We start from the raw sequence: 24,857 nt of genomic DNA on the forward strand, positions 1-24,857 counted from the left end.
CGGTTCCGGGTGCCGTCAGCGTGCCGGGCGTCGGCGGTCGAGCAGGGCTTCGACCACGGCCCGGGCCATTTCCACGGAATGCACCATCGACCCGATCAGGCCACGCTCGATGCCGCTGGCGCGTTCGGTGACTTCATCGGAGACCTCTTCGGCGCACTTGAACAGCAAGGCCACGTGCAGCAGGGCGTCTTCGGCGTTGACCCCGGGTTGCACGGCGAACAGGGTATTGCCCTGGGCGTCGCGCAGGCCGAACGGGCGTGGCTGGGTAGGTTGCAGAGCGCTGAGCAGGCTGGCGTTGGCGCGATCCAGTTCGGGGTCGCGTAGCGGGCGGGGTGGATCGGGGACGAGCTTTTTCATGAGTTGGGTCCTCCAGTCGTTAAAGAACTGCCAGAACTCACTTCCACATTGAGAGGGTGGCAGCTGTACGTAGGTGTGGAAGACCGGGACTGAAGGATCCGGCGCACTCGAGAGTGCCCCACGTACAGCTGCCATAGAGCGAGGTCACCCGTATTGAGAAATACAGGTGTTCCTATGAGGCAAGTTGCACGTTCTTCATGTCCGGACTTCCACATCCGAGCCGCTGATGGTGCAGCGGCCCAGGGAGACTGCCTGACGAAAACCAAGGGCACAAGCCGCTCAAAGGCGTTGGCGATTCTCTCGGACAACCCTTACAAAACAAAGCGAAAACTCTGGTTTCGGGAATGGCATTCTCTGACCAATGTGTTTCAAGACGATGCGGCGGGGCGTGTGGAAATTTCCATTTGAGGCCAGCATTCAATGAGCGCCTTGGCCTCCATGAGACAACAATCAGCCGTGATGTTGCAGGTATTCGTTCAGGGCCTGACGGGTCAGATCGTTCAACGATACATTCTGCCGGGTGGCGGCCACTGCAGCCGCTAGATGAAGGTCGTGACCTACCCGAACGTTGAACGAGCCTTTGCAAGGGATTTCGGGGGCAGTACCCGATTGCTCACAGGTATCCAGATAGTCGTCTACTGCCTCTTTGAAGGCCGCTTCGAGTTCAGCCACGGTCTGCCCTTCATAGCTAACCAGGGCCCGTATGAACTGAAGTTTGCCAAAGAGGCAATTGTCCTCGGTACTGACTTCGATAGAGCCGTAATAGCCCTTGTGCTGCAGTAGGTTGTTCACGGTATGAGACCTCCCGATTTCAGTTGCTCGATCACTTGGCGGCGTATGTAGGCCTTCAGCTCATTACCGGGGTGCGGCTTGTGCAAGTTGATCATTGCGCCTGGATCGCCATTGTCGAATTTTACCCGGCTGCCCGAGCCCTCCAACGGCGTGTAGCCCAGGCGCTTTAGCAGAGTGACCAGTTCCTGCCAGGAAAAGGTTCCCCGGTCGTTGAGTAACTTGGCGAGAAGCTTATCGTTCTTGGACACGGCACCCTCTTTTTTTTGCGACTAAATGTAGTCGCATGCTTCAGGGGGTGTCAATGTGAGTCACTTACAAGCTTCGCCAACCAGGTTTCTACAGCAACACCGCGCCAATCAGGCCGCAGATGATCCCGACCAACATGGTCAGCACGGCGACGGTGATCAGCACTCGGGCGTTGAAGTCCTTACGCAGCATCAGCAGCGACGGCAGGCTGATGCTCGGCAGGGTCATCAGCAGCGCCACCGCCGGGCCGGTGCCCAGGCCGAGGGTCATCATGGTCTGGACGATGGGGATTTCGGCAGCGGTGGGGATCACGAACAGGGTCCCGGCAATCGCCAGGGGGACTAGCCACAGCAGGCTGTTGCCCATCGCGCCGTCGATGTGCGGGAACAGCCAGACCCGCGCCGCGCCGAGGATCAGTACGGCCACGATGTAGATCGGGATGGTGCTCCAGAACAGCTGCCACAGGGTCTTGCCCCAGCGGACCAGGAACGGCTGCTGGTCGACGTTGCTGGCTTCGACCACGGCGTCGACCGCGGCTTCCGGGAGTTTTTCCGGGCCGGCAATCCGCTGCGCGATCAGCGATACACCGAGCACCAGGACAATGCCCGCCACCAGGCGCAGGGCGGAAAACCCCCAGCCGAGGACAAAACCCATGAACACCAGGGTTGCGGGGTTGAGCACCGGGTTGGCGATCCAGAAGGCCAGGGCCGCGCCCACGGAAACATTCTGCCGGCGCAGGCCGGCGGCCACTGGCGCGGCGCAGCAGGAACACATCATGCCTGGCAGGGCGAACAGGCCGCCGCGCAGGGTCGAGCCGAAACCGGCGCGGCCGAACAGCCGCAGCAGCCAGTCGCGAGGGATCAGCACTTGCAGCAGGGAACCGAGGATCACCGCCAGCACCGCCGCTTTCCAGATCGCCATGAAGTACACCTGGGAGTAGGCCAGGGCGGCGCTCCAGGGCGAGCTTTGCTGATCGTTGAGAATCGACGCACCGATGCTGTGGTTGTCCGCGGCGACAAAGGCCTTGAGGTAGTAGGGCGACCACTTCACGTAGTACAGGCCGATGCCGGCGATCAGCAGGAACAGCAGGGGTTTCCACCAGAGCGACCAGCCCTGGGCCGGGCGGGTGGAGGCGAGATTGGACATGAAGGGGATTCCGCGCAAAGACAATAAGCGCGGATTTTAGCGCAGCGACGCTTGACGCGCTGAACCGATAATCGTGGTCAGGCGCTTGGCTGAGGGCGAGCCAAGGTTTCGCGGGTGCTTGCTCAGCTCGGGCAGCTCTGCTCGCCGTTGTCCAGGCCCTGCTTGTAGCTCTGACTGTGCAGGCTGGCCTTGCCATTGCGCCAGGTCAGGGTCAGTACAAACAGCGAGTCGTAGTCGTTGGACGCCCAGTCTTCGGTGATCGGGCGCGTCTCGCCGACCGCCTCTTCGGCGACCTTGTTGATCAACTCCGGCAGGTAGCCGTGGGACCAGGCGGTGTAGATGATCGAGTTGTGGTAGCGGTCATGCAGCAGCTCGTCCGCCAGGTCGCTGGTGTCGTTGGCGGCGAAGTCGATATTCACCGGCAGGCCGAGCTTGATGGCGCTGGGGCTGATGGTCATCAGCGGGCGGATATAGCTGTAGGAATTGTCCAGTTCACCTTCCTCGACATTGCGCGTCGGGTCGGCGGCGAACACGTAGTGCGCCTTGCCGAATTTTTCCGGCAGCAGCGAAGCCAGGTCGATGGCCCGGTTCAGGCCCTGGCAGTTGAGCTGGCCCAGGCCGCCGGCAGGTTTTTCCGCGTGGCGCAGGAACACCAGGGTCTGGGTGCCGTCCGCCGGCTGCGCGCGGCTGACGCTGGATTCCAGGGACAGGCACAGCCCACTGCCCAGCAACAGGGCCGGGAGCAGCAGGTAGTTACGGTTCTTGAGGCGGCTGGACAGAGTCATGGCTGGGATTCTTCAGCGCAAGGGTGAGGGCTGACAAACCGTTATTTTCCCTGTCATCACCGCCTGCGAAGGCAATGCCTCTGAGTCCCTGAACGGCGTTTGGTTCGATGCGTGCTCAGACTAACCGCTGCATGTTGCCGATTTAAGAAAACCCGACGGATAATCCCCGACGCGTTGCTTGCGAGAAACGCAGCCCCTTTGACTGTCACTGGAAGCCTGTCATGACCGATCTTTCCGCCTTTGCCGTCACCCAGAAATGGCCTGCGCAGTTCCCTGATTGGATTCAGCTGTACTCGTTGCCGACCCCCAACGGGGTCAAGGTGTCGATCATGCTCGAAGAGATCGGCCTGCCTTATGAGGCGCATCGGGTGAGTTTCGAGACTCAGGATCAGATGACCCCGGCGTTTCTTTCGGTGAGCCCGAACAACAAGATCCCGGCGATTCTCGATCCTCATGGCCCGGGCGACCAACCGCTGGCGTTGTTCGAATCGGGGGCGATCCTGATCTATCTGGCGGACAAGAGCGGGCAACTGCTGGCCCAGGAGTCGGCGGCCCGTTATGAAACCATTCAGTGGCTGATGTTCCAGATGGGCGGTATCGGGCCGATGTTCGGTCAGGTCGGGTTCTTCAATAAATTCGCAGGCAGGGAGTATGAAGACAAGCGGCCCCTGGAGCGCTATGTGAACGAAGCCAAGCGGCTGCTGGGGGTGCTGGACAAGCATCTGCAGGGGCGGGAATGGATCATGGGTGAGCGCTATACCATTGCCGATATTGCGACCTTTCCGTGGATTCGCAATTTGATCGGGTTTTATGAGGCAGGTGAGTTGGTGGGGATTGATAGCTTCCCTGAGGTGCAGCGGGTATTGGCGAAGTTTGTAGCGCGGCCGGCGGTGATTCGTGGGTTGGAGATTCCCAAGGCTTCTTGAGCGATCGGGGGGTACGCCCCCCCAATGGCCACAACCCCATTCCTTCAGCGAGACCTGGACCTCAGGTTTTATGACCGCTACGCGCTGGTGCGCCAGCCCGCTCTATCCGCCCCCCGACAGGACAAACCATGAACTCCCTGGACTTCAAACAGGTCGATGTCTTCAGCGCCAAGCCTTTCAAGGGCAACCCCGTGGCCGTAGTATTCGGCGCCGACGAACTTGCCGATGAACAGATGGCAACCTTCGCCAGCTGGACCAACCTCAGCGAGACCACCTTCCTCCTCAAACCCCAGGATCCCCGCGCCGACTACCGCCTACGGATCTTCACCACCACCCAGGAGCTGCCCTTCGCTGGCCACCCGACCCTGGGCAGTTGCCATGCCTGGCTGGAATCCGGCGGCGTGCCCCGGGGCGATGAAATCATCCAGGAGTGCGAAGTGGGCCTGGTGCGCATTCGTCGCCAGGGCGATCAACTGGCCTTCCTGGCACCGCCTCTGCTGCGCGCTGGCCCGGTAGAGCCCGACCTGCTGGAACAAGTGCGCCTGGGGTTGGGCCTGGCCGCTGGCGACATAATCGCCGCCCAATGGGTCGACAACGGCGCCGGCTGGCTGGCGGTAATGCTCGCCGAACGCCGGCAGGTACTCGACCTGCAACCGGACTACCCGCAACTCACCGGTCTGGCGGTAGGGGTCATTGCCCCCTGCGATCCAGTGCGCGACGCCACCGACGCGCAGTTCGAAGTGCGGGCCTTTATCGCCGGCGACGGCATGCCCGAAGACCCCGCCACCGGCAGCCTGAATGCCGGCATCGCCCAATGGCTGCTGGGCGCCGGTCTGGCGCCGGCTCGCTACAGCGTCAGCCAGGGCCTGAGCATGGGCCGGGCAGGGCGGATAGAAGTGGAACAGGTCGGCGACGACGTCTGGATCGGCGGCTCGGCGCGAACCTGCATTGAGGGACGTCTGAGGCATCTCCAAACCACTCATCAACCGCGCGGGGATACACCCTCGTCCACTGATCCGAGACAGCCATGATCCCGCTGAACCCTGGCGATTTTGCAGGCACAGGCAAGCACAAGCACGCACCGCTCCTGGCCGGCAGGGTTCAGGGCGGGTCCTGGAAGGGCTCGATCGCCTTGGCCCAGTCGCACTGGCCAGCAAACCATCAGCCGCCAGAAGCACTGTCGCCTGTGCGGGGAAAGTGGAAGGGCTTCATGTTGCGGGCGGGTCTGGTTGGCTTGCTGGCTTTCGATCCACTGCTTTGCATCGCACAAACCGCGCCTGTCAAACAGCAACCCAGCCCCGCGACCTTGCCTGGAAAGACGCCGGACCGCGAATCCGCAGCATCTGCGAGCGTAGCGGCCACGCCAGGCGATCAGGCAGTAGCCGTGGATGCCACGTGCAACCTGCCGGTCAAGCCGTCACCCGGCAAAGTGGTTGAAATATATTGGACCCAGGGCCTGGAGAATCGTCGCGTTGTGGGGCGCGAGGCTGACCATTATGTCGACCTCAATCTGATTGTTCGAACGGTGGGCTTCCGGCCTGGCGAATGCATCGAGGCGACTATCCGTGGCGAAAATGACGCTGATGAAATTGCCGACACGATTAAGAAAATAGTGCTCAGGGGCAAGGTCAACGACGAAGGCATTGCCTACTTCAAGACGCCTCTCAAGGACTACACCCTCAATCTGCAGGGCAATGAAGCGGAGTAGTGCGCCGAGCCGGCCCAGCGCCGAGCCCTTGCGCAGAGCGGCTGCAAGATTATCAGCCGCAGGGCTTTGACTTGCCGCTTGCCGCTCAACACGTGCCGCTGCTCCTCTTGCGTCAGATGGTCGCAGGCCCGCCCGGTCGAACGGCTCAAACCGCGCAAACACGGGGCTTTTCGGCGATTGTTAACCGATCGGCAAGGCTCTCTTGAGCTTCGCGGGTTTGTACCACGGCGGCCAGGGGCATAAGCTTTCCACCTTTTTTCGACCTTGTCCGTGGTCTCCCGCGTTCAGCCTTTAGGAAAAATCATGTCCAGCCAGTTCCCCGAAGCCCGTCCTCGTCGCCTGCGTCGCTCCGAACAATTGCGCAGCCTGTTCCAGGAAACCGAGTTCACCCTCAACGACCTGGTGCTGCCGATTTTTGTCGAGGAGGAAATCGACGATTTCGTGCCGATCAAGAGCATGCCAGGGGTGATGCGCATTCCCGAGTCGAAGCTGGCCGGCGAGATCGAGCGCTACGCCCGGGCCGGGATCAAGTCGGTGATGACCTTCGGTGTGTCCCACCACCTGGACAGCGACGGCAGCGATACCTGGAAGGAACAGGGCCTGGTGTCGCGCATGTCACGCATCGCCAAGGACGCCGTGCCGGAGATGATCGTGATGTCCGACACCTGTTTCTGCGAATACACCGCACACGGCCACTGTGGCGTGATGCATGGCCATGAAGTGGACAACGACCAGACCCTGATCAATCTCGGCAAGCAGGCGGTGGCTGCGGCCCACGCCGGCGCCGATGTGATCGCGCCATCGGCGGCCATGGACGGTCAGGTCCAGGCCATCCGCAAGGCCCTGGATGCGGCCGGGTTCACCCAGACGCCGATCATGGCCTATTCCACCAAGTTCGCTTCGGCGCTTTATGGCCCGTTCCGTGAAGCTGGCGGCAGTGCCTTGAAGGGCGACCGCAAGAGCTACCAGATGAACCCGATGAACCGCCGCGAAGCGGTGCGCGAGTCGTTGCTCGACGAGCAGGAAGGCGCCGATTCGCTGATGGTCAAGCCAGCCGGGGCTTACCTCGACATCATCCGCGATATCCGCGAGGCCTCGCGCCTGCCGGTGGCGGCGTATCAGGTCAGCGGCGAGTACGCGATGATCAAGTTCGGCGCCCAGGCCGGCGCCATCGACGAGCAGCGGGTGGTGCGTGAAAGCCTGGGTTCGATCAAGCGCGCCGGCGCCGACCTGATCTTCACCTACTTCGCCATGGACCTGGCCCTGGCCGGGATCTGAGCCCCGGTACCGGATTCCACGAGCGCCATCCGGCGTTCGTGGCTATTGCCAAGACTTTCGTTCCTACATGACAACGCGATTCATTATCAAATATGAATCCTTGCTGTCATGCCCGCCGACGATTTATCTCTGCGCTGCGCCGTCAGCGACCTGTATTGCGCTCACCATGGCTGGCCAGCAAGGCTGGCTGCGGCGGCGCCTGGGCAATACTTTCGATGCCGCGGACCTCGCCCGGAACACCTTTGTGCGGGTGCTGCAGTGCGATCCGCGGATTGCCGGGCAGAAGGTCTCCGGGGCTTTTCCCTGCGACGATATCGACCGCGCCCTGGCCGCGCTGGAAAGCGGTTTCGCGCAGCGCATCAACCGTTACACGCGCTATTGGGTGCGGGTTTCTGACCGCCGCCTGGGCTGACCTCGACAGCGGAAAAACTTTTCTCGGCCTTTGCACTTTTGCCCAGCCTGGTGCGGCTCATCCCCCAGTGGATGCATTTTCGAGAGCGGGGAAGGCAACGCGTGGCTGATGTACACAAGTCGAGGTTGGCGCAGGCAATCAAGGTCGGGCTCTGGGGAGCTCTGGCGGCCTGTACCTCAAGACAGCGGCCTGGTGGCACTGGGCATGACGTAGGGCCAGGCGCTGTGCGCCAGCACCGAGTATTCCGGGTCCTACACTACCGGTGCGGTGACCCTTGGCAAGGGCCAGCACTCGCTCAAGGAAACCCCGCAGTCGGTGACCGTGATCACCCGCAAGATGCTCGATGACCAGAACCTCAACACCATCGAACAGGTGATGGAAAAGACCCCGGGCGTCACCGCCTGCGACTCGCCCATGGGCGGCAAGTACTTCTACTCCCCGGGGGGCAAGCGCGACCACGCCCCACACCGAGCTGTCTAGGTCCGCCGGCAGTTGGGGCAACTACCGCGCCCAGGTCGACACCCGCGGCCCGCTGAATGACGCCGGCACTGTTCGTGGTTGTGCGGTGGTGACCCGGCAGTCCCCGACATCGCTTCCGGGAGGCTTGATCAGGGCCGCAGGTCGCGCTCGGTGAAGTAGCGCTGCAGCACCCTGGGGTCGGCCGAGCGTTCGGCCAGGGCCACATAGGTGTCCGGGCGCAGCAGGTAGAAAGCGTTGCGCACCAGCCCGGCCTCGCCATGGGCCGGGCGCCAGTCGAAGATCCGCAACGGCACTTGGTGCTGGCTGCACCAGTCACGCACGGCGTCGCTGGTGACGCCGTACACATGCACCTGCCAGCCCAGGTGATCGAGGCTGGCAAAATTGTCGTGCTCGCCCTCATGCACCCAGGGCAGGCGGTCGCCACCATGCACGTGCCCGGCGCTGCCGCCGCTGAGGGGCATGCCACGGTAGTTGAGGGTGATCTGCGACACCGTGCGAAAGAGGAATTCCCGGGCGCTGTCGAAGGCGGTGATCTTCGGAATCAGCAGCGGCGCCAGGCGCGTGCGCAGCAGATAGGCCACCGGGCCTTCGGCGGTGGCGAAGCTGAATACCCGGTCGGTGGTGGAGACCAGGCGCCGGGCAAACTCCATGCGTTCGCTGGCGTAGCTGTCCAGCAGGCTGTCCTCGGCCTTGCGCGCCAGCACCGCGGTGAGTTTCCAGGCCAGGTTGATGGCGTCGCCGATCCCGGTGTTCATGCCCTGGCCGCCGGCAGGGCTGTGCACGTGGGCCGCATCCCCCAGCAGGAATACCCGGCCCTGGCGAAAATGCTCGGCGACCCGGTGATGCACGCGGTAGGCCGAGAACCAGTTGACCTGGCTGACTTCAACCTTGAGCTGGCGCATGGCGCGCTGGCTGACATCCTCGAAACGCAGGTTTTCCGGATGCTCGGCACGTTCGTCGCGCACCGTGCCGATCAGCCGTGCGCGGCCGCTGTGGGCCAGCGGAAAGACCGCGAGGAAGTCCGCCTCGTCCAGGTCCACGTGCAGCTGGCCATCCAGGGCTGGGCCGCTGGCGTCGACGTCGGCGACGTAGAACACCTGCTGATAGGTGCCCCCGGGAAAGCCGGTGCCCAGGGTCTTGCGCACGGTCGAGCGGGCGCCGTCGCAACCGGCCAGGTAAAACGCCTGGCACTGTTCCTCGCGCCCGCTTGGGCCACGCAGCCGGGCGCTGACCAGGTTGCCATGGTCGGTGAAGGCCAGCAGCTCGGTATTGCGTTCCACCCGGGTGCCCAGTTGCTCCAGGCGTTCGACCAGCAGTTGCTCGTGTTCGTCCTGGGGAAAGATCTGCAGGAAGGGGTAGGGCGTCAGGCCCTCGCCAATGGCATTGAAGGGCAGTTGCGCGGCGCGCTCGCCCTTGACCCAGAGATTCACCGCCGGCACATGGTGGCCGCGCTCGACAATGGCCTGGGTCAGGTCCAGCTGGCGATACAGTTCGAGGGTCCGGGCTTGCACCGCCAAGGCCCTGGAGGTGGTGCCGGGGCCGGCGGTCTTGTCGATGATCCGCACCTTGACCCCTTGTTTGCGCAGCCACAGCGCCAGCACCAGGCCGGTGGGGCCGGCGCCGATGATCAGTACGTCGCTGCAGTTCATGTGTTTGCCCTCGGTAGGAGATCAACGTCATGTATCTGGCTGCGGGCGGCGGCTGCCGCGGGGTCAGCGTTGGGCGAAGGCCAGGTTCAGGCCCAATCCCGCGAAGCTTGCGGCAAAGCTGCGGCGCAACCAGTTCTGCACCTTGGGCGACTCGATCACCGCAGTGCGGAACAGGTTGGCCAGCAGGCCGTAGAGCACGAACACGAAGAAGGTCATGGCCATGAATACGCCGCTGAGCAGGAGCATCTGCGGGATCGGGTCGCTGCCGTCATGGGCGATGAACTGTGGCAGGAAGGCCAGGAAGAAGATCGTCAGCTTGGGGTTGAGAATGTTCAGCAGGCAGGCCTTGAGCATCAGCGCGCCGGCGCCGTGGCTGACCGCGTTGCTGTCGACGGCGAAGGCCGAGCGGTCGCGCCAGGTGGCGTAGGCCAGGTACAGCAGGTAGGCGACCCCGGCGAACTTCAGGCCCTGGAACGCCACCGCACTGGTGTGCAGGATCGCCGACAGGCCAAGGATCGAGGCCAGCAGGTGCGGGACAATCCCCGCGGTACAGCCGATGGCGGTGAACAGACTGGCGCGCTTGCCGGCCACCAGAGCGGTGGAAATGGTCAGGATCACGCCGCTGCCGGGAATCAGCACGACGATCAGGCTGGTGATCAGAAAGTCCAGGGTCAACATCCGGGCATCACTCCATTGCGGGGGTAGCGTCGAGCCTGATCCAGGTCTGGACGCCTCACCAAGGTCGGGGTCACCAAAGTACACCCTGATGCGCCCGTGGAATAGTTGGATTCTAGCCCGGCTTCAAGAAAGGCCCAGCCACACCGATCTTGGCGTGCTTAAGACCCGGTAGTCGCTACCCGGGCTGTTGATTCCCGGTCTTGTTGCCAGGCCGCCATCGGCCTTGAGGTCGCCGTATTGGTCCGGCCGCTCGCAGCTGCCGCCGCAACGGAACAGCGTCGCCAATCTCCGGTCGAAACCTGAGTGTCGATGCTTTACTGCTACCGGTCTTGCTCCCCCCACCATCTTGCGGAGAATCATGATTTCCTGCCGTCTTATCATCAGTCTCTCGGGCCTGTTGCTGCTGGCCGGTTGCGCCAGCCAGCAGGGCAGCCAGCCACCGGCGCTGAGTCCGGACCAGGCCCAGGCGCGAATCCTGCGTCTGCTGCCCTCCCAGGTGGCCGACCGCCAGGGCTGGGCCCGGGATATCCAGGTGGCGTTCAGCGCCCAGGGGCTTGCGCCGAGCCCGAGCAATCTGTGCGCGGTGCTGGCGGTGGCCGAGCAGGAGTCGAGCTTCCAGGTCGACCCGGTGGTGCCGGGGCTGGGACGCATCGCCCGTGAGGAAATCGACCGTCGAGCGGCCAAGGTGCATGTGCCGGCGCTGCTGGTGAGCGCCGCCTTGCAGGTACATGCCAGCGATGGCCAGTCCTACAGCCAGCGTCTGGCCAAGGCCCGCACCGAGAAGGAGTTGAGTGCGATCTTCGACGACTTCATCGGCCGGGTGCCGATGGGCCAGACCCTGTTCGGCGGCTTCAATCCGGTGCACACCGGTGGGCCGATGCAGGTCAGCATCGCGTTTGCCGAGAAGCACGCCGGGGATTATCCGTACCCGGTCCAGGGCTCGATCCGCCATGAAGTCTTCAGCCGCCGTGGCGGGATGTATTTCGGCATTGCCCATTTGCTCGGCTACCCGGTGAGCTACCCGCAGCCGCTGTATCGCTTCGCCGATTTCAACGCCGGCTGGTACGCCAGCCGCAATGCGGCGTTCCAGAGTGCCGTGAGCCGGGTCAGCGGGATCAAGCTGGCACTGGATGGCGACCTGATCCGCTACGACTCGATCCTGCCCGGCAGCACCGAGCTGGCGGTGCGCACCCTGGGCAAGCAGATGGGCCTGCGCAACCCGAGCATTCGCGAGCAACTGGAGAAGGGCGACAGCCCTGAATTCGAAAACACGGACCTGTACCGGCAGGTGTTCGCCCTGGCCGACCGGGCGGCGGGCAAATCCGTACCACGCGAGCAATTGCCCGGCATCGAACTCAAGAGCCCGAAGATCACCCGCCAATTGACCACGGCCTGGTTCGCCAAGCGGGTGGACGAGCGCTATCAGCGCTGCATGGCACGTAATCCGGGCACGCAGCCTTGAAACGGCGATGGAGCATCATCCCTGCCGAGCATCGCTACGACAGGTGGGGTGGGGCGGTGTTGGCCTGCCCCAGAGTGTCGTTCTGACGCAGGGTGGTTAAATTGATTTCCAAATGGAAATCAATTTGCTAGTTTTTTGCCTGAATACGTGGAATCTGCTTTCCATCATGCAGCCATATTCAGGGAGATCGTTCTGCCATGACTGCCCCGACACCCCTCGATGAACCGGGTCCGCTGGAAAACGCCTTGTCCAGATTGCAATGCGTTCTGGTGGCCCGACGCGCACGCTACACCCCTGAAGCGGTGAGCTGGAGCCAGTACGACATTCTCGAACTGCTGCGCCTGCAAGGGCGCATGACACCGTCGCAGTTGGGCGAGCGCCTGGGCGTGGCCCGCACTGGGGTCTCCAAAGCCTTGCGGGTCCTTAAAGACCTGGGGCTGGTGACCCAGGCACAGGGGGGAGGCGATCGTCGTGAACAGCTGACGCTGTTGACCGATTCGGGCCGGGATTTCCTGGCGCGTGCCGCCAGCGGTCGACACGATGCCGCGCAGCGCGTCCTGGCGGCACTGACCCAAGGCGAACAGGCGATTTTCACCGAGTTGTGCGAGAAGGCTTGCAGCGCGCTTGAAACCCAGGGCGAGCAGGGCCAGGCGGTCCGGCCATGAGCCGGAACAACGCGGGTTACCGGGATATGGAGATTGTCGGTGCGCGGGAAAACAACCTGCAAGGTGTCAGCTTGCGCATTCCCAAGCAGTGCATTGTGGTGTTTACCGGGGTCTCAGGTTCGGGCAAATCATCCCTGCTGTTTGACACCCTGGCCGCCGAGTCGCAGCGCCAGCTCAACGAAAGCCACAGCGCCTTCGTCCGCCATCGACTGCCGCATTACGGCCGTCCGCAGGCCGATGCGTTGCGCAACCTGCCGGCCTCCATCGTGGTCGACCAGAAGCCGCTGGGCGGCAATGCGCGTTCGACGGTGGGCACGGTCACCGACATCCAGCCCTTGCTGCGGCTGTTGTTTGCCCGGGCGGGCCAGCCCTTCGTCGGTTATGCCAATGTCTTCTCGTTCAATCATCCGCAAGGCATGTGCCCGACCTGCCAGGGCTTGGGCAGGGTCGACCGCTTCGACTTTGAGCAGTTGTTCGATCGCCGCAAGTCGTTGAATCAGGGGGCTATCGATTTTCCGACCTTTGCCCCCGGCACCTACCGCTGGAAACGCTATGCCTTGTCCGGCCTTTTCGATTGCGACCAGCCGCTGATGGAGTACAGCGACGAGCAATGGCAAACCTTGCTCTACGCCGACGATCTGGCGCTCGGCAGCCCATTGCCCGGGTGGCCGGAGACTGCGCGATTTCAGGGGGTGGTACCGCGGTTTCGCCGGGCCTACCTGGATCGTGAGCCCAGTCGCTTGACCCGGGTCGAACGAGAAGGGCTGGCGCGGGTGATGTCCCGGCAAGCCTGCCCGGACTGCCGGGGTGCCCGGCTGAATCCGACAATCCTGTCGTGCCGGATCGACGGTCGGTCGATTGCCGATTGCAGTGCGATGGAGGTCTGCGACTTGCTGTCATTCATTCTCGGCATTCGCCTCGCGCCCGTTGCCACGGTGGTGCTGGCCATCGTCGAGCGTCTGCAGCAGATGGCGGCCATCGGCCTGGATTACCTCAGCCTGGCGCGTGAAACCGCGAGCCTGTCAGGCGGTGAGTCGCAACGGGTGAAGATGGTGCGTCACCTGGGCAGCAGCCTGACCGACATGGCCTACATCTTCGATGAGCCCAGCGTAGGCTTGCATCCGCGCGATGTTCATCAACTCAACACGCTGTTGCGCGGCTTGCGTGACAAGGGCAATACGGTGCTGGTGGTCGAACATGACCCCGATGTGATTGCGATTGCCGATCATGTGGTGGACATCGGGCCGGGTGCGGGCGTCGAGGGCGGGCGGGTGGTGTATCAGGGCGATTACCCCGGGCTGTGCCAGGCCGATACCCTCACGGGGCGCTGCTTGTCGCGGGTGTCGACCATCAACTGTGAGCCACGGCCCGCGACGGGCCAGTTGCAGTTGCGCGATCTGTCTTTGCACAACCTGCACAACGTCAGTGTGGCCATTCCCACCGGGGTGTTGACGGTGGTCACCGGCGTCGCCGGGTCCGGCAAGAGCACGTTGGTCAACCGTCTGCTGCCGCGCAACTACCCTGACGCGGTGTTGATCGACCAGGGCGCGCTGGGTGGCACTCGGCGTTCGTCAGTGGTGAGCTACATCGGCGCGCTCGATGCCGTTCGAGCGCTGTTTGCCCGCACCAGCGGCCAACCCGTCAGCTTGTTCAGCAACAATGCACAGGGCGCCTGCCCGGCATGCAAAGGGCTGGGCTTGATCTACACCGACCTGGCGTTCATGGACAGCGTCGAGACGCCCTGCGAGGCATGCGCCAGCACCGGCTTCAGCCAAGCGGCGCGTGCGGTCACTTGGCAGGGGCTGAACATTGCGCAGGTTCTGGGGGTTTGCGTGACCGAGGCCATGGCGTTCTTTATCGGGCAGACCGAGATCATCGACTTCTTGAGGCGCCTGGTGCGGGTGGGGTTGGGTTATGTCGCTCTCGGGCAGCGCCTGAGCACGCTTTCAGGGGGCGAGCGCCAGCGCCTGAAGCTGGCCTCGCGCCTGGAAGGCGATGGCAGCCTGTACCTTTTCGACGAGCCCACCACCGGGCTGCACAGGGCTGATGTCGACCGGCTGCTGGGCTTGTTCGATGAGCTGACGCACAAGGGTCATACGGTGATTGTCGTCGAACACAATCTGGACGTTATCGCCCATGCCGACTGGTTGATTGAAATGGGCCCGGGTGCCGGTCACAAGGGCGGAGCAGTGATCTTCGAAGGCACGCCGCTGGCGATGCTGGAGGCATCCGGCTCGATTACCGGTGCGTTTCTGAGAACCCATGCAACACCTCGCCCAGGCGCTGTTGCCGCATGGCGTTGAGAGCGCCAGGGTGGATCCGCTCGGCGCGGCGAGCCGCCGGGCTTGTCAGTGATCGCGACGGCATGTCAGGATGCGCGATGATTTTTTCCCGCTGCCGTACTCGTCTCCATCATCACCGGACCTCATCCCAGGGGCCGTGGTCGCGTATGCGCATCGAGCCGTCAGTGATCCGCTCCCGCAATCACTGACCGTTGAGATACCACCAAGGCGCCCTGCAGGGCGCCTTTTTTATTGCCTGTCAAATACCCAGAGGAAATACCCATGACCATGCTCCGTGGCACCCGAATGATCACCGGCGAACAAGCCGCTGCCCTGCGTATCCTTGAAGGAAGGTTTCGGAGCTGGCTTCATCGAAGCGGCTGCTGAAGAAGTCATAGTCCCGGCGCTGTGGGGCCTGGACACGTTTATCGACAAGGCCGGCGGCAGCGAAGTGATTGGCCAGATGTGGGCCTTCAACGACAAGGCCGGCCGCCCTTGCTGCCTGATTCCGGAAGCTACGGCGCTGTTTCAGGAAAGCGCCGACGCACTGCTGGCCGGGCGCCGGCAGGCGAGCTTTTTCTACGTGGCGCGCTGCTACCGCTACGAGCGTCCGCAAGCGGGCCGCTACCGTGAATTCACCCAATTGGGCCTGGAGATACTCGGCCCCGATCCCGAGCAGGCGCTGGAGTCCGCTCGCGCATTGTGCGTGGGTTTTCTGGATTCTCTGGGCTTGGCCTATGAGCTCAATCTTGGGGTCAAGCGCGGTCTGACCTATTACCTCAATGGCGAAGGTTTCGAGGTGCGGTGTCCGAGCCTGGGGGCGCAGCAGCAAGTGGTGGGGGCGGGGGCTTATCGCCAGGGCGCCGGCTTCGGCATCGGCCTGGAACGCCTGCTGCTGGCGCTGGAAGCCCAGGGCCTCTGGCTCATGCCGCGGCAATGAGCAGGCCTGGCTCTACGCCACTGGCCTGGCGCAGTCAGCCGCCGAGGAACAGGGCAAACAGCTGGCTGCGAAAGTTGATCCCGAGCCGTTCGAAAGCCCGGTTGCGATAGGTCTTTACCGTGCTTTCCTTGAGCCCCAGGTCGGCGGCGATACCTGCATGCGTCATGCCCAGCAGCAGGCGGGTGCAGATCTCGATCTCCTGGGGCGTCAGGCCGGGGCAGTGTGCGAGCAGTCGGTGTCGCTGGTCCCGGGTTCGCAGCTGCTCGCTCAGGGCCAGGTGGCTGCGTAGCAATTGCAGCAGGGCGGGGTTGAGGGCTTCGCACATGTGCAGTTCGTGATCGCTGAAAGTGCCCTGGTCATGGTGCCGGTAGAGGTTGAACAGGGTTGGCCGGTCTTGCTCGTCGAGGTACAGGCTGGACAGCCGTTCGCTGATACCGTGGCGTAGATAGATGCTTTCCCTGTAAGGGGTGAAGCGGATGTCCTGGGCCCGTAGATGGCCCATTTGCCCGGGCATCTGCCGAAGTGATTCGAACAATGGGTCGTGACGATGGTAGCGCTCGACATACGCCTGCCCACAGCGCATCACCAGGCCGGCGTCGTGGTGCCGAGTGCCGGCCAGGAGCAATTGCGCCCGGTTGTCGCTGATGCGCAGCAAGGAGAAATGTTGGCAGTTGGCCCATTGGCTGAGGCAGCTCAGCAGCGCGCTGGGAAACGCCTGGGTTCCCAGGGTGCAGGCCAGTTGGCTGAAATGCTCGAGTTCCATTGGCAAGGCTGAAGCCTGCTGGGGGCTTGGGCTGATCATGGCATCACGGCTGGTTATTGTTGTTCTGGGTCTGGAAGATCAACCAATGGTTAACCTGTTAACGAGTGTCTGGCAGTGTGCAGTCGATCCCGTGGCCTGTCCACCTCGTGGGGGACAGTGGTTTGTGGCAGGCGATCGTAATCTGGCGCCTATCCCGCTGATCAGGACTGCCATGAACCTTCATCCTTTACGCCTGCGCGTCACCGGGTACTCGGCTCAAGCCAGGGACGTGATGCAGATCGAGTTGGCAGCCATCGACGGTCGGCCATTGCCGCCTTTTACCGCTGGCGCCCATCTGGAAATCCTCCTGGACGGTCACGGCCTGCGTCACTATTCGCTGCTCAACGATCCAGCCGAGCGTCACCGCTATGTGCTTGCGGTCGGCCTGGCGCCGGATACCCGAGGCGGTTCGCGGTATCTGCACCAGCAACTGCGGGTAGGCGACACCCTGGCCTGCAGTGCGCCACGTAATGGTTTCGCGCTGGATCAGGACCTTGAGCGTTACTGTCTGCTGGCCGCTGGCATTGGCATTACGCCGATCCTTTCCATGGCGCGCTGGTGCCAGGCCCAAGGCAGGGACTGGCGGCTGATCTACTGCGCGCGCAATCAGCATCGCGCAGCGTTTTATGAAGTCCTGCGCGAACTGGCCAGCGAGCGGGTGAGCTGGCACTTCAGCGATGAGCCCGGGGGACGCCTGGACCCCGGCCAACTGTTGAACTCCTTGCGCGACGGCGAGCACCTCTATGGCTGCGGACCTGCCTCTTTGCTCGACGCGCTGCAGGCGCAGGCAGGGGCCTTGACTGAACGCCTGCATTTCGAACGCTTCAGCGCTGCGCCAGTGAGCGTGGCAGGGGAGCAGGGGTTCAACCTGGTGCTGCGGCGCCAGGGTCTGAGCCTGTGGGTGCCGCCGTCGCAGAGCATTCTCGAGACCCTGGAGGCGCACGGCATTCAGGTGCCGTTTGCCTGCCGCTCGGGTATCTGCGGCAGCTGCGAAACCACCGTGTGCGCCGGGGTGCCGGAGCACCGTGATCTGATTCTTTCCGATGCCGAAAAGGCCGCGGGCCGCAGCCTGATGGTCTGCGTCTCGCGTACTTCAAGTGCCACGCTGGAGCTGGACCTGTGAGCCGCCGCGTTGCCACCCGTCCTTTGAAGAGGAAGCTGCCATGTCCCTGCCTACCCCGCAATTGATCACCCATGCGCGCAAGGCCAACGAGCCGATGGCCAATCGCGATACGCCCTTTATCTACAACGAGTGGTACGTCGCGGCGTTCACTCATGAGGTCGGTCGCCACTTGCTGGCTCGGCGCCTGCTGGATCGCCGGGTGGTGCTGTTCCGCACCCTGGCCGGTGACGCGGTGGCGCTGGAGGATCGCTGCGCCCACCGTTCGTTTCCACTGTCACGCAGTCAGCTGGACGGTGACAGCATTGTCTGTGGCTACCACGGCTTTCGTTATGACGCGGCCGGTGATCTGGTCGAGGTGCCGTCGCAAAAGACCTGCCCGCGCGGTATCGGCGTGCGTCGCTACCCGTTGCTGAGCCAGGGGCCATTGCTGTGGATCTGGCTGGGCGACGCCGAACGGGCCGACACCACGCAGATTCCGCCGCTGGCCTGGATCGACGCCGCGGAGTGGGCCTGCACCAGTGGTTATTTCCACCACCCGGGCAACTATGTCAGCTTGCACGAAAACCTCATGGACCTGACCCACCTGAGTTTCCTGCATGCCAACACCATTGGCACTCCCGACTATGCCAGTGCGCCTTACAAGCTCGATCTCAAGGAAGGGCATTACCGCCTGATCCGTGAGGTGGTGCCGACCACCCTGGCGCCGGTATGGGGCCAGACCACAGGGCTTGGGCAATGCGCCACGGCGGCGCGGATCGCCACGTCGGAGTTCCTCTCGCCCGGCCTGCACCAGGTCAGTGTGAGCTTCTACGACAGTGCCTTGCCGGCCGCGCAGCGTGAACAGTTCAATATCCGCACGGCGCATATCCTCACCCCGGAAACCACCGGCAGCCTGCACTACTTCATTGTCCACGGGCGCGACTTTGCCCGGCACGACCAGGCCCTGGGGCAGTTCATGCATGAGCAGCTGTTCGCGGCGTTCAATGAGGATGTCGAGGGGCTAGGGGCGCTGGAGGCCGCGCTGGATGCTCAGGATGAGCATCATTATGAAATCTCCGTGGCCAGCGACGCGCCAGCCGTGGCTACACGCATGTACCTGAAACGGCGTGCCGAGGCTGAGCGTCAGGCCGGCTGAACGGTGTTTGCCAGTGCCCTTGTCCACTCCCAAGAGGCAGGGCACCGGCATGCCCGGTGTCAGTGATTGCGTGGCGCAGGGCGACGCACGAACTTGCGCCACAGCCAGACCCACAGCAGCGCCAGGGGGAAGGCCATGATCAAGAAGGGCAGGGCATGGCTGCCTTTCTCCAGGGCTGCGGCAGTGCCGTCGGCCAGGTTGTTCGGCAGGTCGCTGAAGGCGCGCTTGAGGCTTGAACCGCGTTCTGCGCCGTCACTGGGCAGGAAGTTCAGGGTCAGGCGGTTGGTGTCCAGGCGGCGCTGGTGTCCGGCAGCCGTCTGGGCCAGGGCTTGCAGGTCGTTCTCGATTCCCGCCTGCTCCTTGCTCAGGGCAATCAGGTCGCTGACGCTGATGTCCTTGCGTGCCGCCAGTTCATCCAGGCGTTGTTGCTGGCCCTTGAGCCGTTGCTGCTGGCGCTGCACATCGGCCACGGCGTCGGCCAGGTCTTCGGCGCTGGTGATGCGTTCACCGACCTGGGCGCCTTCGGATGCCAGGCCGACGATGGGCTCGACCCCTTCGGGGGCAATGCGCAGGATCACCTGGGCGCTGTAGGGGCCCTGTTCCAGGCGCAGGATGTTGCAGGCGCCGAACTTGGCGCTTTCACAGGCTTCGCGGGTTTGCTCCAGGCGCGGGCCGATCTGTGCGGCCGGCAGCGACAGGCGCAGTTCATGCTCGTAGGCCAGCAGGGCGCCGGCCTTGCCCTGGGCACCACCGAGGGCCACCGCGGAGCTGTTGTGATCACTGGGAGAGCAGGCGCTGAGGGCCAGGGCGCCCAGCAGGGCAAAGGCCAGTCGGCGTGGGATGGAAGGGTGATCGTCCTGATGTTGCATGGGGGCTCCTTGAATGCTTGAAACTGCGACTAGGGCGCAGGCGCGCATCTTAGCGCTCTTCTCGGAGTGGCTACGATCTTGTTGTGGTGCATGAAAGCCAAATACTGCCCAGGCACTTCGTTGCGCAAGATCGCTCGCAGCGATGCGGCCGTTCGTAATCGGCTTAGGCGCATCGTCACCCAGCCGATAGGGCTGGCCCACAGCTGATGAACACAGCCAACAAGGTCGTCGTCCCTGTCTAAGGTTGCTCTGCAACGAAGATTGGCTTAATAAGAAATTAATTAGTGATTTGCGTATAAAAATTATTGCTACACGATAATTTTATTTGTATTGTCTGCGCCTCAATCATTCATGAGGCAAGCCGATGTCCCTTAACCCTCTCGCTCAATTTAGCCAGCGTATGGCTGTTCTAACGCTGGTGTTCATTACGTGCATGCTGGTTTTCAATGCCGCGCTGTGGGTCTTTCCGATACTGGGGTCAAGCGATGGATTGGGGGTGGGATTTTCACTAAGCGGAATGATGCTCAACCAGCTTGCGGTAAAAATTGAAATGCTTGCATGGTGGCAAGTATTAGGGGCGATTCTGGTCTCCAGTGTGCCTTTGGTTGCCTTGGCCAGTGGCTTGAATCACCTTCGTCGCCTGTTTCAGGGATATGCCCGTGGCGAGTATTTTTCCAGTAGCGCTGCCGTTCATTTGGGGAAAGTGGGGCGCGGGGTCGTGCTTTGGGTGGTTTCAGGTTTTATATGCACGCCGCTACTGAGCATTCTGGTCACCCTGCATGCGCCACCCGGCGAGCATATTTTTACCGTCAGCTTCACGCCTGCCGATTTCGTCGCTCTTTTCCTTGCCGGATGCATTGCTGTGATAGCCCGGATCTTGGTGCATGCGAGTGAAGTCGACTCTGAAAATCAAACTTTTGTGTAAGGTCACTTCATGACAATCATTATTGAGTTGGATGTGATGCTGGCGAAGCGAAAGGTGAAATCAAAAGACCTTGCAGCAGCGATTGGCATCAACGAACAAAATCTGTCCTTGTTGAAGCAAGGCAAGGTCAAGGGGGTGCGCCTCAGCACCCTTGAAGCGATTTGTCGCCATCTAAGCTGCCAGCCTGGTGACCTGTTGGTGTATCAACCGCAACCCTACGTTTTGACCGACACTGTTTAGTTGCCTCATTGCGAGCTGCTGGCTGGAGGGCTCTGGAGGCTGGCGTTGGTGACTACCCATCGGACTACCTTTTTCAAGGAAAACACCATGAGTGAAGCGACTATCCCCCAGGGTTTCAGTCCCTTGCCCCGCAGCAGTCCGCTGCTGGAGCTGATCGGCCCGGTCTATGGTCGCGGCAGTGGCCGCGAGCTGTGCCTCGGTCTGCGTGCCGACACCCGGCATGCCAACGGCCGGGGCACGGTGCATGGCGGCATCATCGCCACCCTGGCGGACATCGGCATGGGGTATGCCATGGCGTTTTCCAGCGATCCGCCGCTGCCCTTGATCACTGCCAGCATGACCCTCGACTACCTGGGTGCGGTGCAGGTAGGGGATTGGATCGAGGTGCGCCTGGAGCATGCCAAGCGCGGTCGGCAGATGGCCTTTGCCACGGTGCTGCTGCGGGTCGGCGAACGTGAGGTGGCGCGGGCCAGCGGGGTGTTCGCGGTGCCGGCACCGCGGGATTAGTCGCCGGGGGTGATCTGCTTCCAGTCCAGGCCGAAACGCGCCAGGTATTTGCGCAGGCGGTCGGCGTCGTTGGGGTTGGCCTTGCCCAGGCGTGACACGCCGAACAGCCGGCGCCCGGCATCCGACAGGCTGTCGGCGCGACGGCATTCGGCAATCACCGACTTGAGCTGCAGGCGGTCGAACAGGTCCAGTTCCACCTCGTCGCCCAGTAGTGCCTGCAGTTCGTCCTCTTCGTTCTCCAGGCCCCAGGCGTGGCGCAGGCGCTGGATCTCTTCCTCGGCCTGGGCCTGGTCGATGCGCCCGCTGTCGGCCAGGGTCGCCATGCGGGTGATGGACGCCGACAGTTCGCGAAAGTTGCCCAGCCACGCCGCTTCGCCGGAGCTGGCAAAGGCCAGGTAACGACGTCGGGCTTCCAGGTTGAAACGCACCAGTTGCCCTTGCTCGCGGGCATGGCGCTCCAGCTCGAAATCGATGTTCGGCTCGATGTCTTCACGGCGCCCGGCGAGCCCCGGCAGGTCGAAGGTCCAGAGGTTGATCCGGGCATACAGGTCTTCGCGGAACAGGCCCTGGGCGACCCGCCCGCGCAGGTCGCGGTGGGTGCCGGCGATGATCAGGAAATCGCTGTCCACTTCCTTGTCCGAGCCCATGGGGAAGAAGCGTTTCTCCTCGACGGCCTTGAGCAGCATTGCCTGTTCGTCCAGTCCCAGCTCGCCGATCTCGTCGAGGAACAGCATGCCGCCGTCCGCTGCCCGCAACAGGCCGTCCCGGGCATTCTGCGCGCCGGTGAAGGCGCCCTTGATATGGCCGAACAACGCCGACATGGCGCCGTCGCCGCGCAGGGTGGCGCAGTTGACCTCGACAAAGCGCCCCTGTACCTGATGCCGGCTGCGTTTGAGTTCATAGATGCGCCGCGCCAGGAACGACTTGCCGGCGCCGGTGGGGCCGATCAGCAGCATCGGCGCCTTGGAGCGTACGGCCACGCGCTCGATCTGCTCGATGGAGCGGTTGAAGGCCGGGTTGCGGGTGGCGATCCCCGACTTGAGGAAGGCCAGGCCTTCCAGGCGCTTGTGGGCGAAGCGCGAGGCGATGCGGTCGTAGCGCGACAGGTCGAGGTCGATCATTGCATGGGTGCCGGTGGCGTGTTCCCCCGGGTCACGGCGCCGCGCCGGCGAAGTCTGGATCAGCCGCGCCGGCAGGTAGCGTGCCTCGGTCAGCAGGAACCAGCAGATCTGCGCCACGTGGGTGCCGGTGGTGATGTGTACCAGGTAGTCCTCGCGCTCGGTGTCGAACGGGTAGGCGCTGGTGAAGTCGTGCAGGGCGCCGTACACCTCCTCGAAATCCCAGGGGTTGTTCAGGCCCATGGGGTGCAGGCGCACCTCGGTCTCCGGCGACACCTGGCGCACGTCATCGGCGATGCGCCCGGCCAGGCTGATGTCCCGGGCATCGATGCCGTGGATCAGCTCCAGCCGGTGGATCAGCACGTCCTGCTGCTGGCACAGGCCGACGCTGGGCCGCCAGTGGCTCCAGCGGTTGGCGCCCTTGCCGACGCGATCGAGGGTGGCACCGACAAAACCGATGGCGACCGTGGGCTTGCTCGACATGTTTATACCTGAAGATAAATAGCGATAAGCAAGGATATAAAATTATCGAAGTGTTTGTCGCGCTGTTGGTTTTCTAAAAGCCGATTAAAAATTAAAAACCTTTAAAATCAATAAGTTGAAAAATATATTTAGCTAAAAACAAAACCTGGCACAGCGTCTGCAATGTATCTGGCAACGAACAAGACAACAGAGCGAGACGCCAAGATGGCCAACATCCAGCTGTTCAATACCCAACAGGCAAGTGCTTCAGCCAGCGACACGCTGAATGCTTCCAAGGCGCCGGCTTATGCCTACAACGCCAAGCACCGCCTGGCCCAGCTGGCCGTGACCGGTTGCCTGAACTCGACCTTCTACACCTCGCCTGAAGGTCAGCTGGATGCGGTGCTGCAATTGGTCAGCGAGCTCGACAGCCGCTTTGTCGCCCAGGCGGCCCGTTACGCTCGGCAGCAAGGCCATATGAAAGACATGCCGGCGCTGTTGCTGGCGGCGCTGACGGCGCAACGCTCGGCCCTGGTGCCGGAGCTGTTCGCCCAAGTCGTGGACAACGGCAAGATGCTGCGCAACTTCGTGCAGATCCTGCGCAGCGGGGTGACCGGCCGCAAGTCCCTGGGTTCGCAGCCCAAGCGCCTGGTGCAGAACTGGTTGAACAACGCCACCGAGCGTCAGTTGTTGCAGGCCTCGGTGGGTAACCAGCCCTCGTTGGCGGACGTGGTGAAGATGGTTCACCCCAAGCCAAGCGATGCCTGGCGCGAAGCCTTCTTTGCCTGGTTGATCGGCAAGCCGGTGGATGTGCAGGCGCTGCCGGAGCTGACCCGCGCCTTGCTGGCTTTTCGCAGCGGTGCGACCAGCCAAGTGCCACAGGTGCCGTTCCAGTTGCTCGGCAACGAAACCCTGAGCCGCGAGCAATGGGCAGAGCAGGCGCGCAACATGGGCTGGCAGGGGCTGCGCATGAACCTCAACACCCTGGCCCGCCATGGCGCGTTCCAGGTGCCGGGTTGCACCGAGTATGTGGCGGCGCGGCTGGCGGATGCTGCCGAAGTGGCCAAGGCCCGGGTCTACCCGTACCAGTTGCTGGCGGCGTACCGCATGGCGGGAGAGGAGGTGCCGCAGCAGGTCCGCGAGGCGTTGCAGGATGCCTTGGAGCTGTCGCTGGCCAACGTGCCGACGCTGCAAGGCGCGGTGGTGGTGTGCCCGGATGTCTCGGGGTCGATGCACAGCCCGGTCACCGGTTATCGCCAGGGCGCCACCACGGCGGTGCGTTGCATCGATGTGGCGGCACTGGTGGCGGCAGCGGTGTTGCGCAAGCAGCCAGAGGCGCGGGTCATGCCGTTCGAGCGGGGGGTGGTGAATATCCGCCTCAACCCTCGGGACAGCGTGATGAGCAATGCGCAGAAGCTGGCGGCCATCGGTGGTGGCGGCACCAACTGCTCGGCGCCCCTGGCGCAACTGGCCATGACCCGGGCCAAGGTGGACACCTTGATCCTGGTCTCGGACAACGAGTCGTGGATCGATGCGCGGCGCCATGGGGCGACTGAAACCCTGCGTCAGTGGGAGCGGATCAAGGCCATCAACCCGCAGGCGCGGCTGGTGTGCATCGATATGCAGCCCGGGGCCAGTACCCAGGCGCCGGACCGCGAGGACATCCTCAACGTCGGGGGGTTCAGTGACGCGGTGTTCGATGTGATCGAGCAGTTCACCGCGGGCCACTACGGTGCGCAGCACTGGGTGAAGGCGATCGAGGCGCTGGCGCCCTGATCGGCAATAAATGAGATAAACCGTGCGCCGCTGACCCGGCGCACGCCAAAGATTTCTTGATCATTGGCCCTGAATGCCGCTGTGACTACATCCA

At 63.1% G+C, this 24,857-nt stretch carries 24 protein-coding genes and 3 pseudogenes; 17 read left to right on the forward strand and 10 right to left on the reverse strand.

Features of this window, described 5'->3' with window-relative positions; translation table 11 throughout:
- Positions 1 to 15: 15 nt before the first annotated feature.
- The 5 genes from GV819_RS30205 to GV819_RS30225 form a co-directional block, all read right to left on the reverse strand.
- Complete coding sequence (locus GV819_RS30205; RefSeq protein ID WP_161759692.1) at positions 16 to 357, reverse strand: hypothetical protein; 342 nt, start codon at positions 355 to 357, stop codon at positions 16 to 18.
- A gap of 450 nt (positions 358 to 807) precedes the next feature.
- Complete coding sequence (locus GV819_RS30210; RefSeq protein WP_072451388.1) at positions 808 to 1,149, reverse strand: type II toxin-antitoxin system HicB family antitoxin; 342 nt, start codon at positions 1,147 to 1,149, stop codon at positions 808 to 810.
- Positions 1,146 to 1,397 (reverse strand): type II toxin-antitoxin system HicA family toxin, encoded by a 252-nt coding sequence (locus GV819_RS30215; RefSeq protein ID WP_019094202.1) that lies wholly within the window; start codon positions 1,395 to 1,397, stop codon positions 1,146 to 1,148. Before GV819_RS30215 ends, GV819_RS30210 begins: the two co-directional genes overlap by 4 nt.
- An 88-nt stretch (positions 1,398 to 1,485) precedes the next feature.
- The gene (locus GV819_RS30220) at positions 1,486 to 2,541 is read right to left on the reverse strand and encodes a permease (RefSeq protein WP_161759693.1); all 1,056 of its coding nucleotides are present in this window, start codon (positions 2,539 to 2,541) and stop codon (positions 1,486 to 1,488) included.
- A gap of 122 nt (positions 2,542 to 2,663) precedes the next feature.
- A complete protein-coding gene (locus GV819_RS30225; protein ID WP_161759694.1) occupies positions 2,664 to 3,326 on the reverse strand; it encodes a histidine phosphatase family protein in 663 nt (220 codons plus the stop codon).
- Positions 3,327 to 3,547: 221 nt separating this feature from the next.
- On the opposite strand from GV819_RS30225, the gene GV819_RS30230 reads away from it, so the two are divergent.
- From GV819_RS30230 to GV819_RS30255, 7 genes and pseudogenes are all read left to right on the forward strand, one after another.
- Positions 3,548 to 4,252 (forward strand): glutathione binding-like protein, encoded by a 705-nt coding sequence (locus GV819_RS30230; protein WP_161759695.1) that lies wholly within the window; start codon positions 3,548 to 3,550, stop codon positions 4,250 to 4,252.
- Positions 4,253 to 4,380: 128 nt separating this feature from the next.
- Complete coding sequence (locus tag GV819_RS30235; protein WP_161759696.1) at positions 4,381 to 5,283, forward strand: PhzF family phenazine biosynthesis protein; 903 nt, start codon at positions 4,381 to 4,383, stop codon at positions 5,281 to 5,283.
- Entirely contained in the window at positions 5,280 to 5,960 is a 681-nt protein-coding gene (locus GV819_RS30240; protein ID WP_256667663.1) for a hypothetical protein, read from the forward strand. Before GV819_RS30235 ends, GV819_RS30240 begins: the two co-directional genes overlap by 4 nt.
- Before the next feature lie 303 nt (positions 5,961 to 6,263).
- Positions 6,264 to 7,238: a porphobilinogen synthase gene (gene hemB, locus GV819_RS30245; RefSeq protein WP_161759697.1), complete on the forward strand. Its 975-nt coding sequence runs from the start codon at positions 6,264 to 6,266 to the stop codon at positions 7,236 to 7,238.
- 108 nt (positions 7,239 to 7,346) lie between these two features.
- A pseudogene (locus GV819_RS33900) lies at positions 7,347 to 7,497 on the forward strand (sigma-70 family RNA polymerase sigma factor); the annotation flags it as partial.
- A pseudogene (locus GV819_RS33380) lies at positions 7,489 to 7,650 on the forward strand (iron dicitrate transport regulator FecR); the annotation flags it as partial. The pseudogenes GV819_RS33900 and GV819_RS33380, both read left to right, overlap by 9 nt.
- A gap of 216 nt (positions 7,651 to 7,866) precedes the next feature.
- A pseudogene (locus GV819_RS30255) lies at positions 7,867 to 8,233 on the forward strand (TonB-dependent receptor plug domain-containing protein); the annotation flags it as partial.
- 25 nt (positions 8,234 to 8,258) lie between these two features.
- On the opposite strand, the gene GV819_RS30260 reads toward GV819_RS30255, so the two are convergent.
- Together GV819_RS30260 and GV819_RS30265 are read right to left on the reverse strand one after the other, a co-directional pair.
- Positions 8,259 to 9,779: an FAD-dependent oxidoreductase gene (locus GV819_RS30260; protein WP_161759698.1), complete on the reverse strand. Its 1,521-nt coding sequence runs from the start codon at positions 9,777 to 9,779 to the stop codon at positions 8,259 to 8,261.
- Positions 9,780 to 9,842: 63 nt separating this feature from the next.
- The gene (locus GV819_RS30265) at positions 9,843 to 10,457 is read right to left on the reverse strand and encodes a LysE family translocator (RefSeq protein ID WP_161759699.1); all 615 of its coding nucleotides are present in this window, start codon (positions 10,455 to 10,457) and stop codon (positions 9,843 to 9,845) included.
- A 358-nt stretch (positions 10,458 to 10,815) separates the two neighbouring features.
- On the opposite strand from GV819_RS30265, the gene GV819_RS30270 reads away from it, so the two are divergent.
- The 4 genes from GV819_RS30270 (at position 10,816) to GV819_RS30285 (ending at position 15,806) form a co-directional block, all read left to right on the forward strand.
- Positions 10,816 to 11,919: a DUF1615 domain-containing protein gene (locus GV819_RS30270; protein ID WP_161759700.1), complete on the forward strand. Its 1,104-nt coding sequence runs from the start codon at positions 10,816 to 10,818 to the stop codon at positions 11,917 to 11,919.
- A gap of 197 nt (positions 11,920 to 12,116) precedes the next feature.
- The gene (locus tag GV819_RS30275; protein ID WP_161759701.1) at positions 12,117 to 12,584 is read left to right on the forward strand and encodes a MarR family winged helix-turn-helix transcriptional regulator; all 468 of its coding nucleotides are present in this window, start codon (positions 12,117 to 12,119) and stop codon (positions 12,582 to 12,584) included.
- A complete protein-coding gene (locus tag GV819_RS30280; RefSeq protein WP_161759702.1) occupies positions 12,581 to 14,887 on the forward strand; it encodes an ATP-binding cassette domain-containing protein in 2,307 nt (768 codons plus the stop codon). The genes GV819_RS30275 and GV819_RS30280 overlap by 4 nt, the downstream gene beginning before the upstream one ends.
- Before the next feature lie 322 nt (positions 14,888 to 15,209).
- Positions 15,210 to 15,806, forward strand: a complete 597-nt coding sequence (locus GV819_RS30285; protein WP_161759703.1) for an ATP phosphoribosyltransferase regulatory subunit — start codon at positions 15,210 to 15,212, stop codon at positions 15,804 to 15,806.
- 34 nt (positions 15,807 to 15,840) lie between these two features.
- On the opposite strand, the gene GV819_RS30290 is transcribed toward GV819_RS30285, so the two are convergent.
- Positions 15,841 to 16,608 (reverse strand): helix-turn-helix domain-containing protein, encoded by a 768-nt coding sequence (locus tag GV819_RS30290; protein WP_161759704.1) that lies wholly within the window; start codon positions 16,606 to 16,608, stop codon positions 15,841 to 15,843.
- A gap of 172 nt (positions 16,609 to 16,780) precedes the next feature.
- Between GV819_RS30290 and GV819_RS30295 the strand changes: the two genes are divergently transcribed.
- Both GV819_RS30295 and GV819_RS30300 read left to right on the forward strand, forming a co-directional pair.
- Positions 16,781 to 17,731, forward strand: a complete 951-nt coding sequence (locus GV819_RS30295; protein ID WP_161759705.1) for a PDR/VanB family oxidoreductase — start codon at positions 16,781 to 16,783, stop codon at positions 17,729 to 17,731.
- Between the two features lie 40 nt (positions 17,732 to 17,771).
- Positions 17,772 to 18,866 (forward strand): aromatic ring-hydroxylating dioxygenase subunit alpha, encoded by a 1,095-nt coding sequence (locus GV819_RS30300; RefSeq protein ID WP_161759706.1) that lies wholly within the window; start codon positions 17,772 to 17,774, stop codon positions 18,864 to 18,866.
- Between the two features lie 59 nt (positions 18,867 to 18,925).
- Here GV819_RS30300 and GV819_RS30305 read toward each other — a convergent pair whose 3' ends face one another.
- Positions 18,926 to 19,735, reverse strand: a complete 810-nt coding sequence (locus GV819_RS30305; RefSeq protein ID WP_161759707.1) for a DUF4349 domain-containing protein — start codon at positions 19,733 to 19,735, stop codon at positions 18,926 to 18,928.
- A 364-nt stretch (positions 19,736 to 20,099) separates the two neighbouring features.
- Here GV819_RS30305 and GV819_RS30310 point away from each other — a divergent pair, with 364 nt between their 5' ends.
- From GV819_RS30310 to GV819_RS30320, 3 genes are all read left to right on the forward strand, one after another.
- Complete coding sequence (locus tag GV819_RS30310) at positions 20,100 to 20,660, forward strand: DUF2975 domain-containing protein (RefSeq protein WP_161759708.1); 561 nt, start codon at positions 20,100 to 20,102, stop codon at positions 20,658 to 20,660.
- A 9-nt stretch (positions 20,661 to 20,669) separates the two neighbouring features.
- Positions 20,670 to 20,900 carry a helix-turn-helix domain-containing protein gene (locus tag GV819_RS30315; protein ID WP_161759709.1) on the forward strand — a complete coding sequence of 77 codons (231 nt, stop codon included), beginning with the start codon at positions 20,670 to 20,672 and terminating at the stop codon, positions 20,898 to 20,900.
- Positions 20,901 to 20,987: 87 nt separating this feature from the next.
- Complete coding sequence (locus tag GV819_RS30320) at positions 20,988 to 21,407, forward strand: PaaI family thioesterase (RefSeq protein ID WP_161759710.1); 420 nt, start codon at positions 20,988 to 20,990, stop codon at positions 21,405 to 21,407.
- Here the strand turns inward: GV819_RS30320 and rtcR are convergent.
- Positions 21,404 to 23,008 (reverse strand): RNA repair transcriptional activator RtcR, encoded by a 1,605-nt coding sequence (rtcR, locus tag GV819_RS30325; protein WP_161759711.1) that lies wholly within the window; start codon positions 23,006 to 23,008, stop codon positions 21,404 to 21,406. The two genes, GV819_RS30320 and rtcR, sit on opposite strands and share 4 nt — an antisense overlap.
- A 204-nt stretch (positions 23,009 to 23,212) precedes the next feature.
- Here rtcR and GV819_RS30330 point away from each other — a divergent pair, with 204 nt between their 5' ends.
- Entirely contained in the window at positions 23,213 to 24,763 is a 1,551-nt protein-coding gene (locus GV819_RS30330) for an RNA-binding protein (RefSeq protein WP_161759712.1), read from the forward strand.
- The last annotated feature ends 94 nt before the right edge of the window (positions 24,764 to 24,857 follow it).

It is taken from the genome of Pseudomonas sp. Fl5BN2, from assembly GCF_009908205.1.
In the GTDB taxonomy this organism is placed as follows: Bacteria; Pseudomonadota; Gammaproteobacteria; order Pseudomonadales; family Pseudomonadaceae; genus Aquipseudomonas.

Bases quoted from the DNA above. Each gene is read 5' to 3' on its own strand.
- GV819_RS30310 (WP_161759708.1), top strand. From the start codon at position 20,100: ATGTCCCTTAACCCTCTCGCTCAATTTAGCCAGCGTATGGCTGTTCTA.
- GV819_RS30305 (WP_161759707.1), bottom strand. From the start codon at position 19,735: ATGCAACATCAGGACGATCACCCTTCCATCCCACGCCGACTGGCCTTT.
- GV819_RS30320 (WP_161759710.1), top strand. From the start codon at position 20,988: ATGAGTGAAGCGACTATCCCCCAGGGTTTCAGTCCCTTGCCCCGCAGC.
- GV819_RS30275 (WP_161759701.1), top strand. From the start codon at position 12,117: ATGACTGCCCCGACACCCCTCGATGAACCGGGTCCGCTGGAAAACGCC.
- rtcR (WP_161759711.1), bottom strand. From the start codon at position 23,008: ATGTCGAGCAAGCCCACGGTCGCCATCGGTTTTGTCGGTGCCACCCTC.
- GV819_RS30330 (WP_161759712.1), top strand. From the start codon at position 23,213: ATGGCCAACATCCAGCTGTTCAATACCCAACAGGCAAGTGCTTCAGCC.
- GV819_RS30260 (WP_161759698.1), bottom strand. From the start codon at position 9,779: ATGAACTGCAGCGACGTACTGATCATCGGCGCCGGCCCCACCGGCCTG.
- GV819_RS30280 (WP_161759702.1), top strand. From the start codon at position 12,581: ATGAGCCGGAACAACGCGGGTTACCGGGATATGGAGATTGTCGGTGCG.
- GV819_RS30205 (WP_161759692.1), bottom strand. From the start codon at position 357: ATGAAAAAGCTCGTCCCCGATCCACCCCGCCCGCTACGCGACCCCGAA.
- GV819_RS30300 (WP_161759706.1), top strand. From the start codon at position 17,772: ATGTCCCTGCCTACCCCGCAATTGATCACCCATGCGCGCAAGGCCAAC.
- GV819_RS30265 (WP_161759699.1), bottom strand. From the start codon at position 10,457: ATGTTGACCCTGGACTTTCTGATCACCAGCCTGATCGTCGTGCTGATT.
- GV819_RS30290 (WP_161759704.1), bottom strand. From the start codon at position 16,608: ATGATCAGCCCAAGCCCCCAGCAGGCTTCAGCCTTGCCAATGGAACTC.
- hemB (WP_161759697.1), top strand. From the start codon at position 6,264: ATGTCCAGCCAGTTCCCCGAAGCCCGTCCTCGTCGCCTGCGTCGCTCC.
- GV819_RS30270 (WP_161759700.1), top strand. From the start codon at position 10,816: ATGATTTCCTGCCGTCTTATCATCAGTCTCTCGGGCCTGTTGCTGCTG.
- GV819_RS30230 (WP_161759695.1), top strand. From the start codon at position 3,548: ATGACCGATCTTTCCGCCTTTGCCGTCACCCAGAAATGGCCTGCGCAG.
- GV819_RS30220 (WP_161759693.1), bottom strand. From the start codon at position 2,541: ATGTCCAATCTCGCCTCCACCCGCCCGGCCCAGGGCTGGTCGCTCTGG.
- GV819_RS30235 (WP_161759696.1), top strand. From the start codon at position 4,381: ATGAACTCCCTGGACTTCAAACAGGTCGATGTCTTCAGCGCCAAGCCT.
- GV819_RS30315 (WP_161759709.1), top strand. From the start codon at position 20,670: ATGACAATCATTATTGAGTTGGATGTGATGCTGGCGAAGCGAAAGGTG.
- GV819_RS30295 (WP_161759705.1), top strand. From the start codon at position 16,781: ATGAACCTTCATCCTTTACGCCTGCGCGTCACCGGGTACTCGGCTCAA.
- GV819_RS30225 (WP_161759694.1), bottom strand. From the start codon at position 3,326: ATGACTCTGTCCAGCCGCCTCAAGAACCGTAACTACCTGCTGCTCCCG.
- GV819_RS30240 (WP_256667663.1), top strand. From the start codon at position 5,280: ATGATCCCGCTGAACCCTGGCGATTTTGCAGGCACAGGCAAGCACAAG.